The sequence below is a fragment of the Kandleria vitulina DSM 20405 genome, from assembly GCF_000702065.1.
In the GTDB taxonomy this organism is placed as follows: Bacteria; Bacillota_I; Bacilli_A; order Erysipelotrichales; family Coprobacillaceae; genus Kandleria; species Kandleria vitulina.
The window spans coordinates 1-17,726 of the sequence record NZ_JNKN01000021.1 but is presented as its reverse complement, the minus strand read 5'-3'; the positions used below and the strand labels follow the sequence as shown (position 1 = coordinate 17,726).

Below are 17,726 nucleotides of genomic sequence, written 5' to 3'. Positions count from 1 at the left end.
TCATGTTTCCTCCTTATAATCTTGAGACAATAAGTTCTCCCATTTCGGAAGTAGAAACTTTCTTATCTCCTTCTTTATAGATATCAAAAGTACGATATCCTTCTTCTATAACTTTCTTTACCGCATTTTCAATAGCGACAGCTTCTTCATCTAAATCAAATGAATATCTAAGCATCATTGCGGCTGAAAGAATTGTTGCAATTGGATTTGCAATATTTTTTCCGGCAATATCTGGTGCAGAACCACCACTTGGTTCATACATACCAAATGCATCATCTCTAAGTGATGCTGATGAAAGCATTCCAATTGAGCCAGTAACCTGACTTGCTTCATCACTTAAAATATCTCCAAACATATTTTCAGTTAGAATAACATCAAACTGTGCTGGATCTTTGACAAGCTGCATAGCAGCATTATCTACTAGCATATGTTCTACTTCTACTTCAGGATAATTAGCCGCTTCTTCATTGACGATGCTTCTCCATAAACGAGAAGAATCCAATACATTGGCCTTATCTACAGAAGTGACTTTCTTTCTTCTCTTCAAGGCAATTTCAAAAGCACGCTTAACAATTCTTCTGATTTCAGTTTCAGTGTAGACAAGATTATCATGAGCAACTTTTTCCCCATTGATTACCTTTGTATCACGTTCACCAAAATAAAGACCACCAGTTAATTCTCTAACGATGACCATATCAAATCCCTTTTCACTAATGGATTCCTTCAAAGGACAAGCATAGCGAAGTTCCGGGTAAAGCACAGCAGGTCTTAAGTTCGCAAATAGACCAAGTTCCTTTCTGATCTTCAAAAGACCAGCTTCTGGTCTTTTATCAGAAGGAAGCTTATACCAAGGTGAAGTATTGGTATTGCCACCAATTGATCCTAAAAGAATTGCATCTGTTGTTTTAGCAAAAGCAACATCCTCATCTCTTAAAGGCACACCGTAGGCATCAATTGCACATCCACCCATAAGGATATCTGTATAAGTAAAATGATGATTATATTTCTTCTCAATACCTTTTAAGACTGTGATGGCAGCATTGACCACTTCTGGTCCAATGCCATCACCCTTAATCACTGTTATATGTTTATTCATTGACACTCTTCTTTCCATTAACGTAGTTCACTAACCCACCTACATTAATAATCTTCTGCATAAATTCAGGGAAAGGCTGTGCCTGGAATGTCTGTCCAGTTGTTACATCGGTAATAGTACCTGTTGTATAGTCCACCTTAACTTCATCACCATCATTGATGGCAGCGGCAGCTTCTGGACATTCCATGATTGCAAAGCCAATATTGATCGCATTACGATAGAAAATTCTCGCAAATGAATCGGCGATAACGCATGCGACTCCAGCGCTCTTTAAGGCAAGAGGAGCATGTTCACGTGAGCTTCCGCAACCAAAGTTTTTACGTGCAACGATGATGTCGCCTTCTTTTACACGCTTAGTAAATGTAGGATCAATATCAACCATCGCATGTGATGCAAGTTCTTTTGCATCAAAAGAGTTTAAATATCTTGCTGGAATGATAACATCTGTATCGACATTATCTCCATATTTAAAGACTGTTCCATGTGCATTATTCATGACTCATACCTCCTACTTTTTCTGGGTTGGCAATATAGCCAGCAATAGCACTAGCTGCTGCCACTTCTGGTGAAGCAAGGTAAATCAATGCTTCAGTATCTCCCATACGTCCGACAAAGTTTCTATTTGTCGTAGAGACACATTTTTCACCTTTTGCAAGTACACCCATATGTCCACCCATACATGGTCCACATGATGGTGTATTGAAGGCGCATCCTGCTTCTACAAAAATATCTACCAATCCCTCATGAACACATTCCATGAAGATTTTCTGTGTAGCTGGTACAACCATAACACGCACATTATCAGCAACTGTATGTCCTTTAAGAACAGCAGCTGCTTTTCTTAAGTCGCTCATTCGTCCATTTGTACATGAACCAATAACAACCTGATCAATCATGATCTTTTCTTCCTGATCTACTTCATCAATTGTATGTGCATTTCCTGGAAGATGTGGGAATGCGACTGTAGGTCTAATTGAACTTAAATCAATGTCAATGACTCTTTCATAGACAGCATCTTCATCAGCAGTATATTCTTTCCAGTCTTCTACCCCTGCATTTTTCATATACTCTCTCGCTAAGTCATCAACTGGGAAGATCCCGTTCTTAGCACCTGCTTCAATGGCCATATTGCAGATAGTAAAACGATCATCCATGCTTAATTCTTTGACGCCTTCTCCTACAAATTCCATTGATTTATATAAAGCTCCATCAACACCGATCATACCGATAATATGAAGGATGACATCCTTCCCGCTGACAAATTGAGGAAGCTTTCCTGTCAAATTAAATTTAATTGCTTCTGGAACCTTGAACCATGCTGTTCCAGAAACCATTCCAGCAGCAATATCAGTTGTTCCAACACCTGTTGAAAATGCTCCTAAAGCACCATATGTACAGGTATGAGAATCTGCCCCAATGACGCACTGTCCACCATAGACAAGTCCGCGTTCAGGCAAGATGGCATGTTCCACACCACATTTTCCCTGCACCATGACATGTGTCAGATTTTCTTTAATCGCATATTTTAAAATATCTCTCGCATTTTCTGCTGATTTGATATCCTTATTTGGCGTAAAATGATCCGGCACAAAGACAACTTTGTCTTTATCAAAAACGTGCCCACCCATCTTTTCGATAATAGGCAACGCCATCGGACCTGTAATATCATTTGCCATCACGAGGTCAAGCTTGGCCTCAATCAACTGTCCTGCAGTCACATGATCCAACCCTGCGTGATCACAAAGGATTTTTTGTGTCATCGTCATCTTAGTCATATACTCTTTTATCCCCCTTTATATGTTGTCATAAGGAAGCAAGATCTTGTTTCCTTATGACAACACACAAAATTTGTGTGTTGTACTAAGATTAGTTGTTTAATAGCTTATCATCTTCAGCCCAGCTGTATAATGCACGGATATCTGCACCAACTTTTTCTGACTGATGTTCAGCAGCTAACTGTCTCATAGCCTTGAAGTGAGCCTGTCCACCTGCAGCTGACATATCCAATAGGAAGTCTTTTGCGAAAGTACCATCCTGGATATCTTTTAATACTTTTCTCATTGCATCCTTAGTATCTTCTGTTACGATCTTAGGACCAGTGATGTAATCACCATATTCTGCAGTATTTGAGATTGACTGTCTCATACCAGCGAAACCTGACTGATAGATTAAGTCAACGATTAATTTCATTTCATGTACACATTCAAAGTAAGCATTCTTTGGATCATAACCAGCTTCGCAAAGTACTTCGAAACCAGCCTGCATTAATGCTACGACACCACCACAAAGAACAGCCTGTTCACGAATAAGTCAGTTTCAGTTTCAGTTCTGAATGTAGTATCCAATAGACCAGCTCTTGCACCACCGATTGCAGCACCATATGCTAATGCATAATCATGAGCTTTTCCTGTGTAATCCTGTTCAACTGCAACTAAGCAAGGTGTACCCTGTCCATCTACATATGTAGAACGTACAGTGTGTCCTGGAGCCTTAGGTGCGATCATAGTGATATCTACGTTCTTAGGTGGAACGATCTGATTGAAGTGGATATTGAAACCATGTGCAAACATAAGCATATCGCCTTCATTTAAATATGGAGCGATTTCTTCTTTATATGTTTTAGCCTGTAATTCATCTGGAATAAGTACCATGATGATGTCAGCCCATTTAGAAGCTTCAGCAGTTGTCATTACTTTAAGACCCTGTGCTTCAGCCTTAGCAGCTGAACGAGATCCTTCATATAAACCAACAACAACATCTACACCTGATTCTTTAAGGTTTAATGCATGTGCATGTCCCTGAGAACCATAACCGATAATTGCTACCTTTCTTCCTTCTAGTAAACTTAAATCACAATCTGATTCATAATAGATTTTAGCCATTTGATATACCCCCTGTTTCTCTATTACTTTTCATCTTTTTTATATCAAAATCACTGAGACCACGTGCCATACCAGCTACCCCAGTACGAACGATCTCCAGGACTTTGAAGCTATCTAACATGGCCAATAGACCATCAATCTTGGACTGTGTCCCCGTTGCTTCTATGATTAGTGAATCTGGAGCCACATCAACTATATTACATCTAAAGATGTCGACAATTGAGACAATGTCCTGTCTCTCTGCCGCTGATGCTTTCACCTTGATCATCACAAGTTCACGATAAACGGAACTGTTATCATCAAGAACAAAGACATCAAGAACATCTTCAATTTTCTTTACTTGTTTTTCAATCTGAATGAGCGTATCAGGCATTCCTCTTGCCGCAACAGTCATTCGTGAGATGTTGGGATTATTTGTTTCCCCAACTGTCAGCGAATCGATATTGTATCCTCTTCGTGAGAATAGACCAGCTACACGATTGAGAACCCCTGGCGTGTTTTCCACCAGAATCGAAAGAATCATTCTTTCCATATATTTTCCTCCTACTGCTTATTCAAACGACGATGAATTCTGTTCATTGCAGAAATGATAGCCTTCATTGTCGCTGTCGTAATATCAGCATGAACACCTACACCAAATTCAGTGATTGATGTTCCTTTAGCACGCAACTGTACATAAGATGCTGCCTTTGAAGAAGACCCTGAAGTTAAAGCATGTTCACTGTAATCCAATAAGTGCATATATGGATAACCATTTGAGTTAAAGGCATCTTTTACTGCATCAATTGGACCATTTCCATACCCTACAATTGTCTTCACTTCACCATGATCGCTAATTGTTAATTCAACCTTACGTTCATGTTCATGTGATTTATCTTCTGATTCATCAGTCTGCTTCTGATGAATAAATTTAAATGGAGATTCATTATCAATATATTCTTTAGTAAATGTATCAAAAATTCTTTCTGGAGAAACTTCTCCTTCAGCTTCTGAGATTGACTGTACAACCTTAGCAAAATCACCCTGCATCTGTTTTGGAAGATGATATCCGAAGACTGTATCCATAACAAAGGCAACGCCACCTTTACCTGACTGAGAGTTAATTCTGACGATTGGTTCATACTGTCTATTTAAGTCAGCTGCATCAATTGGAAGATAAGGTACTTCCCAGATACCTTCACCACGTTCATGATATTTATGCATACCTTTGTTGATGGCATCCTGATGTGAACCAGAGAAAGCTGTAAATACCAACTGTCCTGCATATGGCTGACGAGGACCAACTTTCATCTTAGTACAACGTTCATACATTGCTTTTACATCATTGATATGAGAGAAGTCCAATTCAGGATCGATACCATGTACATACATATTCAATGCCACAGTGACAAGATCCACATTACCAGTACGTTCACCGTTACCAAATAATGTTCCTTCAACTCGATCAGCACCAGCAAGCAATGCTAATTCAGTAGCAGCTACACCAGTACCTCTATCATTATGTGGATGTAATGATAAGATAACACGATCACGATCTTTAAACTTACGTGATACATATTCAATCTGATCAGCATAGACATTTGGTGTATCCATTTCTACAGTAGCAGGAAGATTAATGATGACTTTCTTATCCTTGCTTGCTCCCCAAGTATCCATAACTGCATCACAGACTTCAACCGCATAATCCATTTCTGTTCCAGTAAATGATTCAGGAGAATATTCTAGGATGACTTCTCCATCGAATTCAGAAGAAAGATCTTTAACAAGCTGACATCCATCAATAGCAATCTGCTTAACTTGTTCTTTATTTTTATTAAAGACCACATCTCTTTGAAGAATACTTGTGGAATTGTAAATATGTACAATAGCACGATCAAGACCCTGAAGACATTCGAAAGTTCTTCTGATCAAATGTTCACGACACTGTGTTAATACCTGAATAGTTACATCATCAGGAATCATGTTTTCATCAATTAAGACTCTGATGAAATCATATTCAATCTGACTTGCACTAGGGAAACCTACTTCAATTTCCTTAAAGCCAAGATCAACTAACGTCTGGAACATCTCTACTTTCTCTTCAATCTTCATTGGAGTAACAAGAGCTTGGTTACCATCACGTAAATCTACTGAACACCATGTTGGGGCATGTTCGATATGCTTGTTTGGCCAAGTACGATCTGGCAAACTAATTGTCTCAAACCTCTTATACTTCTTGTAATTCATCATCTTCATTTCTCCTCCTAACGTTATAAAAAAACTCCCGTCCCTACTATTGCTAGTAAAGAGGACGAGAGCGCGTATACTCCGTGGTTCCACCTCAGTTCATTGATGCTTCACAACATCAACCTCATTAAGTACGCTTAAATGTTTAAGTTCATACTCTAGCGTGATAACGGTCGCAATTACCGTAGCCACCTACTTGATTCAGTGCTCCACTCAGGGATGAGTTCAAAATGTCAACAGCAGCTCTTTACACCACCCAGAGCCTCTCTCTGCCTGTCTTCATCTCTACTAGTTCCCATCAACGTATTTTATTATTAACTTGCTTAACATGTTACACTCAACATCTTATGATGTCAACAAAAAATGAACATATTTTTATATTTCAAGATAATCAAAGCACACATATTTTGGAATAAACAAAAAATGACCTAAACATTACTTTTTTCGTCCTTTTTTATTATAACGCTTACATTTAAAAAGAGGAAGAGATAATATTTTAAAACGAAAAAGAAAAAAGACGCTAAAGCCAATACTTTAGCGTCTACTTCTATTATCTTTCTAATGCGAGCGCGATAAGACGGTTGATGAGTTCTTCCTGTGAAATACCGAAATCTTCCATTAGCTGAGGATACATTGAAATATTTGTAAATCCTGGCAATGTATTTAACTCATTAAGGTAAAGATCTCCTGTATCTTTATCTAAGAAGAAGTCACAACGTGCTAATCCATGACCATCGATAGCCTTAAATGCACGTACTGCTTCTTTTCTGATAGTATCCTGGATAGACTGATCCACTCTTGCTGGAATGCAAGTCGCTGATTCTTCATCTTCATACTTAGATTCAAATGTATAGAATTCCCCATGTGGAAGAATCTGACCTACACGTGATGAAATAATATCATCATTACCTAATACTGCACATTCCAATTCAGTCGCATTGATGCTCTTTTCAATAAGAATCTTACGGTCATACTGACCTGCTTCTTTAAGCTTAGGAAGAATATCTTCTTCCTTGTTGACCTTATAGCATCCCACTGAAGAACCTGAACGGCTAGCCTTGATAAAGCATGGGACACCGAATGTATCCATAACTTTCTTGACGATATCTTTTTCTTCAGTTGTATCATCATTAACAATGACAAATTCATCATCAAAACGTTTCTTGACATAAAGAGAAGGAACCTGTTTAATACCTGCTGCATCGATTAACTTCTTAGTGATAACCTTATCCATCGCATTGGCAGAATCATTGACTCTGCATCCCACATATGGCACACCAGCCATTTCAAATAATCCCTGGATAGTTCCATCTTCTCCATACATTCCGTGAAGAACAGGGAAAATAACATCAAAAGAACGTAAGAAATCGAAGATTTCTTTTACTTCCTTTGCATTATTAAGCCAATTATCACTTGCATAATCTTTAACTTCATCATCAAGATGATACCAAGTACCTTCCTGATCGATACCTAATACAGTTACCTCGTAGCGTGTATCATCAATCTTCTTTCTAATATTAGTACATGACATTCTCGATACACTATGTTCTGTTGATTGTCCACCACAGACTAAAAGTAATTTCATAAATTATTCTCCTTTTAAATCATCTACGACTTCTTTTAAACCCATACCATTGGACGCTTTTACTAGAATAACATCATTTTCATTAAGTAATTCATGCATAGCCTTAATCATTTCTTCTTTGTTTTTAAAATGATAGCCATTACGTCCAGCTTTCTTGACTTCATCGATAATATACTCCGAAGCTTCTCCTACCGCAAGTGTTAAATCAATATTCTTTTCGACAAGATGCTTTCCAACTTCTCTATGAAGTTCTTCTTCATACTCACCAAGTTCAAGCATATCACCTAAAATTGCAACCTTTCTTTCCTTGTAGGCAGAAAGGACATCAATAGAAGCAATCATTGAATCCAAGTTGGCATTGTATGTCCCATCAAAGACTTTCATGCCATTCTTTACTTCAATAAGATCAGCTCTCTTCTTCGTTAATTCAAAATGTTCTACACCATGAATACATTCTTCAATGCTTTCACCTAGCGACAATCCTACCTGAATGGCCACTAACGCATTGTAGACAAAGTGTTTTCCAGCAACTGGTACATGAACATCGTAAAACTTATTTTCTACTTCAATCTTAAATGAAGAAGAATCTTCATTTAAGATGACATCTCGTGCCATAAGATCTGCTTGATCATCAATACCGATACCTTTTAATGTGAAGCCATCTTCTTTTACAGTAGAAAGCATATCGTTATCATGGTTGATGACTAGAACACCATCTTTCTTTAGACCATGAGTAATTTCCATCTTGGCCTTAAGAATATTTTCTCTAGATCCCACTTCACCGATGTGCGCTGTCCCGACATTGGTAATAGCTGCCACATCAGGCAAGGCAATATTTGTCAGATAATCAATTTCTCCAAGATGGTTCATTCCCATTTCGATCACCATTGCTTCTTCATCCTTATAGCGAAGAATAGTCAACGGTAAACCGATATGGTTGTTATAATTACCAAGCGTCTTCAAGCACTTGAAATGTTCACTTACAACACTGTAGATCATATCCTTAGTGCTTGTCTTACCAACACTGCCCGTAATCCCCACAACAATCGCATGAGAATGAATACGCACATAGCGAGCCATATCTCCTAGAGCTTTTAATGTATCTTTGACAAGAATGACATTCTTGTCAGGATAGTTCACTTCTTTTTCGGTGATAATGGCGCTAGCGCCATTATCGAAGGCAGAAGCGATAAAATCATGTCCATCATGATTTTCTCCTTTTAAAGGAATGTACATCATTCCTTCTTTTGCTTGTCTTGAATCTTGTGTAAACCCTTCGATTATATCGTCCTCACGACCTGAAAGAAGGGTTCCTTTTGTTGCTTCAAGTATCTCTCTTACTAGCATATTAACCTCTCTTATTTTACCACCATAGCGTTCTTAGGCATGTCAGTGACCTGTACGCCATGAGTTGATTTTAGAATTATGTAGCAGAAAACTGTTACAAGAACAAAGACAAGAAAAATTCTTAGCACTTTGCTCCAGTGAATCTTTGAATCCACTGCTTCTATGTTTTTTTCTATATATTCCATTCTATATTCAGTAGCAGACTGATTTAATTTTGTACCGCACTGCACACAATAGCCAACTCCTGGCTTATTGACATGCTGACACTTTGGGCACACTGCACCGTTATCTTGTTTTAATGCATATCCACAATACTGACAAAATGATGCATCTTTTGATACTTCACGATGACAGTTAGGACAGACTCTTGAAATTGGCTGACCGCACTGACTGCAGAATAAGGCATCATCGCGATTTTCAGCTCCACAATGTGAACAGATCATCTTATTGCTCCTTTTTTTCTTCTTCATCGACGACTGTGTAGTCTACATCGATGATATCTGGATTTTCTTCATGTATCTCTACTTCTTCTTCATGTGGCTTTTTAAAAGCATTCACGATAGCGTAGACGATAGCTGCAATCAAAAGCAATGGCCATAAATAAATAATAAATGAAATCACTGATGATAATAGCAGCAAGACAATTAATACGATTAACAATATAACAAGTATATCCATAGAATCTCCTTTTATCGAAAAAGGTCTTCCAGTTTAACATCGAGACCTTTTGCAAATTTTTCAATAGCTTTTAATGAGACATTTCTACGTCCTCTTTCTACATCAGAGACATAATTTTTAGAAAGCTGACATCTCCACGCCAGCTCTTCTTGAGAAATTTCCTGCAGCATGCGCAGTTCACGAATACGCATACCAAATCGCTTTTCGATTGTTGTCAAAAAATCACTCCTCCATATGCTTGAGTTTATTGGCTTCATCCTTGATCTTTCTGAATCGATGATGTAGCCCAGACTTAGAAATAGTCTTTCCTGTTTTTTCAAAGTAGACATCTGCCAATTCATTTAAAGACAGTTCCGGATTTTCTAGACGAATATTAGCAACGATAGCAGTCTTTTCATCTAGTATTTCTATTCCTGCCTTATCAATGACATAAGCGATATCTTCAATCTGCTTTTCTGCTGCTGACATGACTTTCATCTCATTAGCAATATCGCAGTTGTTCCATCTGTTGACAGTATTGGCCATTGATCGATCAATTCTTGTCATTTCAAATTCCATGACTGAAGAGCTTGCCCCAATGGCACGAAGAAAGTCACCAATCTTCTCTGCTGATTTAAGATAGATTACATATTTTTTTCGACGCTGAATGACTTTGGCATTCAGTTCATATTCATTCATGAGTTTGGCAATAAAATCAGCATGCTGCTGATCATTGACATTCATTTCAAGATGATAATTTGATGTATCCGGATTGTTTACTGACCCACTTGCTAGAAAGACTCCTGCAAGATAGGCTCTTTTGGTATCTGATGAATGAAGAATTTCTTGTGATGGGACAATAGGAAAACCTAGTCCATCCATAAGATGAAGATCATCAAGAATCACACGCGCCTTAGAGACTCTTAAGATATAGACGTTGTTCTTGTTAAGTTTCATCTTCTTAGAAACTCTAAATTCCAATTGTGGATGATAGATTTCCTTGATAAGCTTATGTGCCTTAGAGGCAATCTTGGCATTTTCTGTACGTATTGTTAAAGACATGCCATTGCCTAAGTGCAATGTTCCTGTAACCTTGATCAAGGCACAAAGCAAAGCTTTTGAACAATCGACATCAAAATCATTAAATACAATTTCTTCTTTTACCTTTCTCGCAAAAGAAAGCATGCTGTGTTCACTCCTTAATGGTCAGCATCGCGGTGATATTTATACACCTGATAATACTGACTATAATAGTTGGCAAAATAATTTGTAAGTGTAACACTGCGGTGCTGTCCGCCAGTGCATCCGATTCCTACAATTACTTGCATCTTACCTTCTTTTTCATATTCCGATAGAAGATAATCATAATATTCTGTTGTTCTCTTTACAAATTCCTTTGTACTTTCTTTTTCCATGACATAGTTGTAGACGTCTACATCATTACCAGTCTTTGGACGAAGTTCTTCCACATAGAACGGATTAGGAAGAAAACGTACATCTAGAATTAAATCGGCATCTTTTGGTACACCATACTTGTAGCCAAATGAAACAAAGCTGACTCTAAAGACATCTCGCTGTTCTTCAAAGAATGATGATTCTAGAATATCCTGAAGAGCCTTTGGCTTTAATAATGTCGTATCAATGACCTTATGAGCCTGTGATTTCATACGTTCAAACTGACGTCTTTCAAGCTGAATAGCTTCTGTTAAAGTTGATGCCATATTGGCAATCATCATCGGATGAGAGCGTCTTGTCTGTTTATAGCGCTTCAAGAGTGTTTCATCATCACAATCTAAAACAATGACACTTAGAGCTATATGATCGACATTAGAAAGAATACGAATCGCATCCAATGCATCGTGAAGGCGTACTGCCATCGCAATCTTTGTTGGTTCAAAGCTTGAAGATTTCAATAAATCCCCAAATACTTCTAATAGGGCTACCGGATAATTATCCATGCAATAATACCCCATGTTTTCAAAACCTGCCATTGCTAATGTCTTGCCAGCGCCTGACATTCCTGATACTAATACAACTTCATAATCCTCCATAATTATTCCTCCTGACCACTATACGTGTACATTATAGCATAATTATAAAATATTGCTTTAACATTATGCGAAAAATTATCTTCCTATACAAGCAAAAAGAGGTGTTTTTACACCTCTAGGTTCTCAATCGCTTTTAATAATTCATCCATCTGTTCATCAGTACCAATTGAAATACGTAAATACTGATCAATTCGTGGCGCATTAAAATGTCTAACAAGAATATGCTGGTCTCTTAGCTCTTTAAAGAGCTTGTTGGCATCATAGGATGGATGCTTGACAAAAATAAAGTTAGAGCGACTTTCTGGCATAACGAAACCAAGTTCCTTTAAGCGAGCAGCAACTCTCTCTCTTGTCGCAATGATTTTTTTAGCGTTCTCTTTAATATAATCACTATCCATCACGCTCGCTTTTCCGATGGCTTGAGCAAGTCGATCTAGTGGATAGGAGTTAAAGGAATTCTTTACATCATTAAGACATGAAATCAAATATTCATTACCAATCACAACTCCTAATCTGATTCCTGCTAAAGAACGGAATTTAGAGAAGGTCTGTGTGATAAGGAGATTGTCAAACTCCTCTAATAGCTTAACGCTGCTTTCCCCCCCAAAGTCAATGTAGGCTTCATCAATCACTACAACGCTATCTTTGTTATGGAGAAGGATATCTCTGATATCTTCTACAGAAAGAAGAGCTCCAGTTGGTGCATTAGGATTAGGGAAAATAACGCCCCCGTTTTCTACATAGTAGTCTTCTTTGTTAATGCAAAACTGTTCATCCAATGGAATCTGTGTATAAGGAATATCAAACAGATGACAATATACCGGATAAAATGAATATGTAATATCTGGGAATAGAATTGGCTTTTCACCATTGAAGCATGTTAAAAAGATCAAGGCTAACACTTCATCAGAGCCATTGCCTAAGAAGATCTGATTAGCATTGACACCATGATATAAAGCCAACGCTTCCTTTAAGCCTGTTGCTTCTGGATCAGGATAAAGAGAAAGTGAAGAGGCATCGAAGCTCTTAATGGCTTCATTCACTTTTTCACCTGGATCATATGGATTCTCATTGGTATTGAGTTTAATTAATTTTTTATCTTTAGGCTGTTCTCCAGCCACATATGGTTCTACGTTCTTAAGATTATCTTTCCAGCTCATAGTTTATCTCCTATTCTTTTTAGAAATTATAATTTATCATTGTTTTTTAGTCAATAACGAAAAAAGGAAAAGGTTTATTGTCCTTTTTCCTTTTTTTGTGTCAAAGTATAGAAAACACTCTTCATATTCTTAGCTGGAACAGGTATTTTATCACCCGACTGCATTTCTAAGAACTTTTTGCCGATTAGTTTTACACAGCTCTTTTGTATAACATAAGAGCGGTGTACCTGAATAAAACGATTATCAAGCAATTCCAAGAAATTCTTCCATGTGATTTTAGCGTGGATATTTTCATTGTTCATATAGATGACTGTATCATGTCCCAATGCCATCGCATATTCAATATCCCCTAAGCTGATCAGACGAATCTGTTTCTTATCATCCTTTACATGAATCAGATCATTATTCTTATTTGCATAGATCTGATCTTGTAGATAATTATAAGCAAGCTTGCTAAGCCCCTGTGGGAATTCCTTGTTTCCATTATAGTATTTGTTTCCTGATGACAAGTGTATATGCGTAATTTTAAGTTCCTTATCCTTCGTCAATACCCAAATGACAGTTACACGTTGTCCCTGATAGAACAATTCCTTATTATTCTTATTGCTCATACTGATGTAGCGTCCACATACTACACATGTATGATTCTCATTAACAATCGGGTAAAACTCTTCATTACGTAATTCACAGCTTGTTAATTCATCCCTTGTTCCTTTCAGTAGATCCAGTGTTTCCTTCTTGCCGTGTACAAACTGACCGCTGAAAGGTCCTATATAGATAACTTCATCAGAAAGAAAATCATCTAAGGGTTCCACTTCCTTGTTCCAGAAGCTTTCAATTATCTGTCGTGTTTTTTCAATGACAGTGTTGACCATATCCTTTCTCATTAAATATTCACCTTCCAAAAACATCTCATTCAAACATATCTATACATTTCCCAAATTATTATCCTATATTAATTGTAAGACACGTCTTACTTCATTATATCATATAACTATATATATGACACCTGAAAAAAACTATCGCGCTAAACGATAGTTTTTGTTTTTATAGATTTCAAGTACACTTCGATATGATTGTCCATCAGGATAGTAGACAAGAGATCCACCTTCAAGATAGGCACCTACCCCGTAATGACCAAGTCCTTCCTTATTTTCAAACAATGTACGTTTCTCTTCAAATGCATTCAGGAGACTCTGATATGTTTTTTTCGTTGTCATTTTTAAGATATAGGGCTTTAAGTCTTTCATCTTAAGATCATCAAAAAGAAGACATCCTGATTTTGATAATGTAAGCATCTCTTCATCATACGTCTTTGTACGATCATATTCTCTTACTATCTCAAGACTTACGTCTTTATTGATGATAGCTTTATTAATAATCTTTACTTTAAGATTCTCATTAGAATAATAACGGAAAGTATAGCTTGTCGTAAAAATAAGGCCATAGGTCTTGCTTAATGATTGATTATAATCTTTAATTGGTGAAATAAACTTGTCCGCATTATCGAAGGCTTTATTAAATTCATCAAGGGACGTATAGCTTTTTAAGAAAGTACCTTCTCCCTTAACAGTTGTCCCAATAGTGTTGCTGATTTGAGGCTTGATAAAATACTGATTTAACATTGTCATAGCCAATGTGTAAAAGATAAATACAACAACTGCGACTGCTCCGATCACATAGCGATATACTGGAATAGATGGTTTCTGTTCATGTAGATGATATCCACAATGTGGACAATAGCGTGCTTCATCTTTTACTTCATTATGACAGTGTGGACATTTCATGAAGCATCCTCCTTAAAATAGTCATCCATAAATGTCTTAAATTTCTTTACAAACTCTTTCTGTTTTTCAATCTGTTTAGCACGATCTTTAATTTCATAATAGGCTTCATCAAGATACTTGTACTGTTTTACAATCTTGCCATTGGAAATGACTTCTAATGTTGGTGTCCAGTCAATTTCAAAGGTCTTATAGAGATTATCATAGAAATCCTTTTCTTCTTTTGTGGCATCTTTTTTCTTAGCTGCATCACGATAGGCTTTCGTATTAAGATAATATAATCCTGCGTTCTTATTTTTAGCAAGATATTCTTCTAAAATAGGCTTAAAGGCCATGCAGTCTCCACAATCCGGTCTTCCAATGTAGAGTATGAATTCTACATTTTGAGACATCTTCTTTTTCAATGCCTTATATTGTATTTCTTTTATTCCTGTTACCTTCTCTTTTTTTGTACTACTTGTACATCCTAAAAGAAGAAGGAAACAGATTATTAAAATGAATGATTTCTTCATCATGTTCCCCCCTTTAGTCTCGTGTTTACATCATAGCATATTTCATGAAAAACAAAAAGTGCAGCAATGCTGCACTTTTAAGATTACTGGAAGCAATCTGGTTCATTATCGATTAATACGTTACCTGTCATTTCTTCAGGAACTTCCAATCCTAATAATGTTAAGATTGTTGGTGCTAAATCTCCTAATTTACCGCCTTCTTTTAATGCGATATGAGAGTTAGTTACGATTAGAGGTACAACGTTAGTTGTATGAGCTGTGAATGGGTTACCTTCTTCATCTAATAATGTTTCAGCATTACCATGGTCAGCAGTGATTAACATTGTTCCACCTAATTCTAATACTTTGTCATAAACTTCACCAACGCATTCATCAACTGTTTCAACAGCTGAGATAGCAGCAGGGATGATTCCTGTATGTCCAACCATGTCGCAGTTTGCGAAGTTGACAATAACAACATCAAATTCACCTGAATCTAATTCTTCAATTAACTTATCTTTAACTTCATAAGCTGACATTTCTGGCTGTAAGTCATAAGTAGCAACTTTTGGAGAATTAATAAGGTCTCTTTTTGCACCTTCGATTTCTTTATCGACACCACCATCCATGAAGAATGTTACGTGTGCGTATTTTTCAGTTTCAGCAATTCTTAACTGCTTCATACCTTTAGCTGATAAGTAATCACCAAGAACGTTAGTTAATACCTGTGGTTTGAAGGCGATATGACCTTTTACGCTATCAGCATATTTCATCATTGATACGAAATAAATATTTTCTCTCTTCACTGCTGGTACATAACCCTTATCAGCATAGAATTCTGGGTTAGTAATAACAGTTGCCATCTGAATTGCTCTATCAGGTCTGAAGTTAGCGAAGATAACTGCATCATCATTTTCTACAGCACCATCTACGTTGCTATTATATCCTGGTACAACGAATTCATCATATACTTCATTAGCATAAGAATCTTTTACGAACTGAACTGGATCAGTGAAGCTTGGTCCTTCATGTTCAGCGATTGCTTTATAAGCTAAATCAACACGGTCGAATCTCTTATCTCTATCCATTGCATAGTAACGTCCAGAGATTGAAGCGATTTCTCCAACACCGATTTCTTTCATTTTAGCATCTAATTCTTCTACAAATGAAAGTCCGCTATCTGGAGCAACATCTCTACCATCCAAGAAAGCATGTACATAAACTTTTTCAAGTCTTTCTCTTCTAGCAAGAGTTAATAAAGCATAGATATGTTCATTGAATGAGTGAACACCACCGCTTGATAATAATCCCCAGATATGTAATTTAGATCCATGATCTTTTGCATGTTTGATTGCTGCTAGGAATTCTTCGTTTTCATAGAATTCTCCATCTTCAACAGCTTTATTAATAAGAGTTAATGACTGGTAAACAACACGACCAGCTCCGATGTTCATATGTCCTACTTCAGAGTTTCCCATCTGTCCTTCTGGTAAACCAACAGCATTTCCAGATGCCTGAATTGTAGTTGTTGGATACATAGCCATCAAATCATCCAAATTTGGTGTATTTGCTAGTTTTACAGCATTACCATCCACACGGGAAGTAAGTCCATAACCATCTAAGATACATAAAACTATAGGTCTTTTTTTCATTTCCTTAATCCTCCATTTACTGATGAAATGATAACATTATCTCTATACAAATTCAATGGAAAAGCCTTGATTTCAAAATCAGGCTTCATTTTCTTTTAGAATAGATTTCCCATAACGCAATAGCGAGTGAAGATCTACTTCCTCTTTTCCTTTTTGTGAATGAACAATAATATAGCTTCCAAAATATTCAAAGCGATTAGAATGAATAATCGAATTGATATCTGCTCTTAATTTATCATTATAGATAATCATCTGATTTTCTCTCATCTTCCTTAATAAGACACAGTAAGAAGCTAATGCTAATTCAAGGTGTAATATGGAGATAATGCGATCTTTTCTTAAAATATGACTCGCAAACTCCCCTTCTCTTAACGCGAGCTTTTCAAGATGGTTAATAACCATCTCCACATTGGTAATCGATTCTTCCAATGTTTCCAGATAACATTTTTCTTTTACTTCATGTATTTTCATAAACATCCCTCATCAATAAATTGGTAGTGTCAAAAATCTATACCACATAGCACTAATACACTACCCTCAATTTTATCTATATAAACAGTAAAATGATTACTGAGTATATCTTAGTAATCATCTTTTTTCGTATTTAACTAAAAAAGATGAAACAACCTGTGTTATACTTTTAGCGCGAACAAAAAATATCACGAAAGGATGTTTCATCATGGAAAGTATAACACATTTAATTAATTCTATTGAATCTTTTTCTAAACAAAATTTTAAGTTCTCTCAGTATTTTCAGGCTTTGAATCTCCTTGGCAAGATTCCTGACACTGTTTC

General features: G+C 36.8%; 18 protein-coding genes, 1 pseudogene and 1 other annotated feature. All 19 genes and pseudogenes read right to left on the bottom strand.

Annotation, left to right across the window (positions count from 1 at the left end):
• Positions 1-13: 13 nt before the first annotated feature.
• The 19 genes and pseudogenes from leuB to T513_RS0106020 all read right to left on the bottom strand — a co-directional run bounded on the left by leuB (position 14) and on the right by T513_RS0106020 (position 17,402).
• The gene (gene leuB, locus T513_RS0106110) at positions 14-1,096 is read right to left on the bottom strand and encodes a 3-isopropylmalate dehydrogenase (protein ID WP_029072367.1); all 1,083 of its coding nucleotides are present in this window, start codon (positions 1,094-1,096) and stop codon (positions 14-16) included.
• A complete protein-coding gene (leuD, locus tag T513_RS0106105; protein WP_029070187.1) occupies positions 1,089-1,592 on the bottom strand; it encodes a 3-isopropylmalate dehydratase small subunit in 504 nt (167 codons plus the stop codon). Before leuD ends, leuB begins: the two co-directional genes overlap by 8 nt.
• Complete coding sequence (gene leuC / locus T513_RS0106100) at positions 1,585-2,862, bottom strand: 3-isopropylmalate dehydratase large subunit (protein ID WP_031589402.1); 1,278 nt, start codon at positions 2,860-2,862, stop codon at positions 1,585-1,587. Before leuC ends, leuD begins: the two co-directional genes overlap by 8 nt.
• Positions 2,863-2,962: 100 nt before the next feature.
• Positions 2,963-3,978 (bottom strand): annotated as a pseudogene (ilvC, locus tag T513_RS11450) (ketol-acid reductoisomerase).
• Entirely contained in the window at positions 3,971-4,510 is a 540-nt protein-coding gene (gene ilvN / locus T513_RS0106090) for an acetolactate synthase small subunit (protein ID WP_029070184.1), read from the bottom strand. Before ilvN ends, ilvC begins: the two are co-directional and overlap by 8 nt.
• An 11-nt stretch (positions 4,511-4,521) precedes the next feature.
• A complete protein-coding gene (gene leuA, locus T513_RS0106085; protein ID WP_029070183.1) occupies positions 4,522-6,207 on the bottom strand; it encodes a 2-isopropylmalate synthase in 1,686 nt (561 codons plus the stop codon).
• Positions 6,208-6,261: 54 nt separating this feature from the next.
• Positions 6,262-6,515 (bottom strand) — a binding site (T-box leader).
• A 239-nt stretch (positions 6,516-6,754) separates the two neighbouring features.
• Positions 6,755-7,789, bottom strand: coding sequence for a D-alanine--D-alanine ligase family protein (locus T513_RS0106080; RefSeq protein WP_031589401.1), 1,035 nt, complete (start codon positions 7,787-7,789; stop codon positions 6,755-6,757).
• Positions 7,790-7,792: 3 nt separating this feature from the next.
• Positions 7,793-9,136 carry a UDP-N-acetylmuramoyl-tripeptide--D-alanyl-D-alanine ligase gene (locus T513_RS0106075; protein ID WP_031589400.1) on the bottom strand — a complete coding sequence of 448 codons (1,344 nt, stop codon included), beginning with the start codon at positions 9,134-9,136 and terminating at the stop codon, positions 7,793-7,795.
• An 11-nt stretch (positions 9,137-9,147) separates the two neighbouring features.
• Positions 9,148-9,579 carry a zinc ribbon domain-containing protein gene (locus tag T513_RS0106070; RefSeq protein WP_031589398.1) on the bottom strand — a complete coding sequence of 144 codons (432 nt, stop codon included), beginning with the start codon at positions 9,577-9,579 and terminating at the stop codon, positions 9,148-9,150.
• Position 9,580: 1 nt separating this feature from the next.
• On the bottom strand, positions 9,581-9,814 hold the full coding sequence (locus tag T513_RS0106065) for a hypothetical protein (protein WP_031589396.1): 234 nt from the start codon (positions 9,812-9,814) through the stop codon (positions 9,581-9,583).
• An 11-nt stretch (positions 9,815-9,825) separates the two neighbouring features.
• Positions 9,826-10,032, bottom strand: a complete 207-nt coding sequence (locus T513_RS0106060; protein WP_029070178.1) for a helix-turn-helix domain-containing protein — start codon at positions 10,030-10,032, stop codon at positions 9,826-9,828.
• 4 nt (positions 10,033-10,036) lie between these two features.
• The gene (gene whiA / locus T513_RS0106055) at positions 10,037-10,978 is read right to left on the bottom strand and encodes a DNA-binding protein WhiA (RefSeq protein ID WP_029070177.1); all 942 of its coding nucleotides are present in this window, start codon (positions 10,976-10,978) and stop codon (positions 10,037-10,039) included.
• 14 nt (positions 10,979-10,992) lie between these two features.
• A complete protein-coding gene (gene rapZ / locus T513_RS0106050) occupies positions 10,993-11,844 on the bottom strand; it encodes an RNase adapter RapZ (protein ID WP_031589395.1) in 852 nt (283 codons plus the stop codon).
• A gap of 107 nt (positions 11,845-11,951) precedes the next feature.
• Complete coding sequence (gene hisC, locus T513_RS0106045; RefSeq protein ID WP_031589393.1) at positions 11,952-13,004, bottom strand: histidinol-phosphate transaminase; 1,053 nt, start codon at positions 13,002-13,004, stop codon at positions 11,952-11,954.
• Positions 13,005-13,078: 74 nt separating this feature from the next.
• On the bottom strand, positions 13,079-13,891 hold the full coding sequence (locus T513_RS0106040) for a LytTR family transcriptional regulator (RefSeq protein ID WP_029070174.1): 813 nt from the start codon (positions 13,889-13,891) through the stop codon (positions 13,079-13,081).
• A gap of 132 nt (positions 13,892-14,023) precedes the next feature.
• Positions 14,024-14,791 (bottom strand): zinc ribbon domain-containing protein, encoded by a 768-nt coding sequence (locus T513_RS0106035; protein WP_031589387.1) that lies wholly within the window; start codon positions 14,789-14,791, stop codon positions 14,024-14,026.
• Positions 14,788-15,303: a thioredoxin family protein gene (locus T513_RS0106030; RefSeq protein ID WP_236700976.1), complete on the bottom strand. Its 516-nt coding sequence runs from the start codon at positions 15,301-15,303 to the stop codon at positions 14,788-14,790. Before T513_RS0106030 ends, T513_RS0106035 begins: the two co-directional genes overlap by 4 nt.
• An 80-nt stretch (positions 15,304-15,383) precedes the next feature.
• Entirely contained in the window at positions 15,384-16,931 is a 1,548-nt protein-coding gene (gene gpmI, locus T513_RS0106025) for a 2,3-bisphosphoglycerate-independent phosphoglycerate mutase (RefSeq protein ID WP_029070171.1), read from the bottom strand.
• A 78-nt stretch (positions 16,932-17,009) separates the two neighbouring features.
• A complete protein-coding gene (locus tag T513_RS0106020; protein ID WP_029070170.1) occupies positions 17,010-17,402 on the bottom strand; it encodes a hypothetical protein in 393 nt (130 codons plus the stop codon).
• Positions 17,403-17,726: the final 324 nt, after the last annotated feature.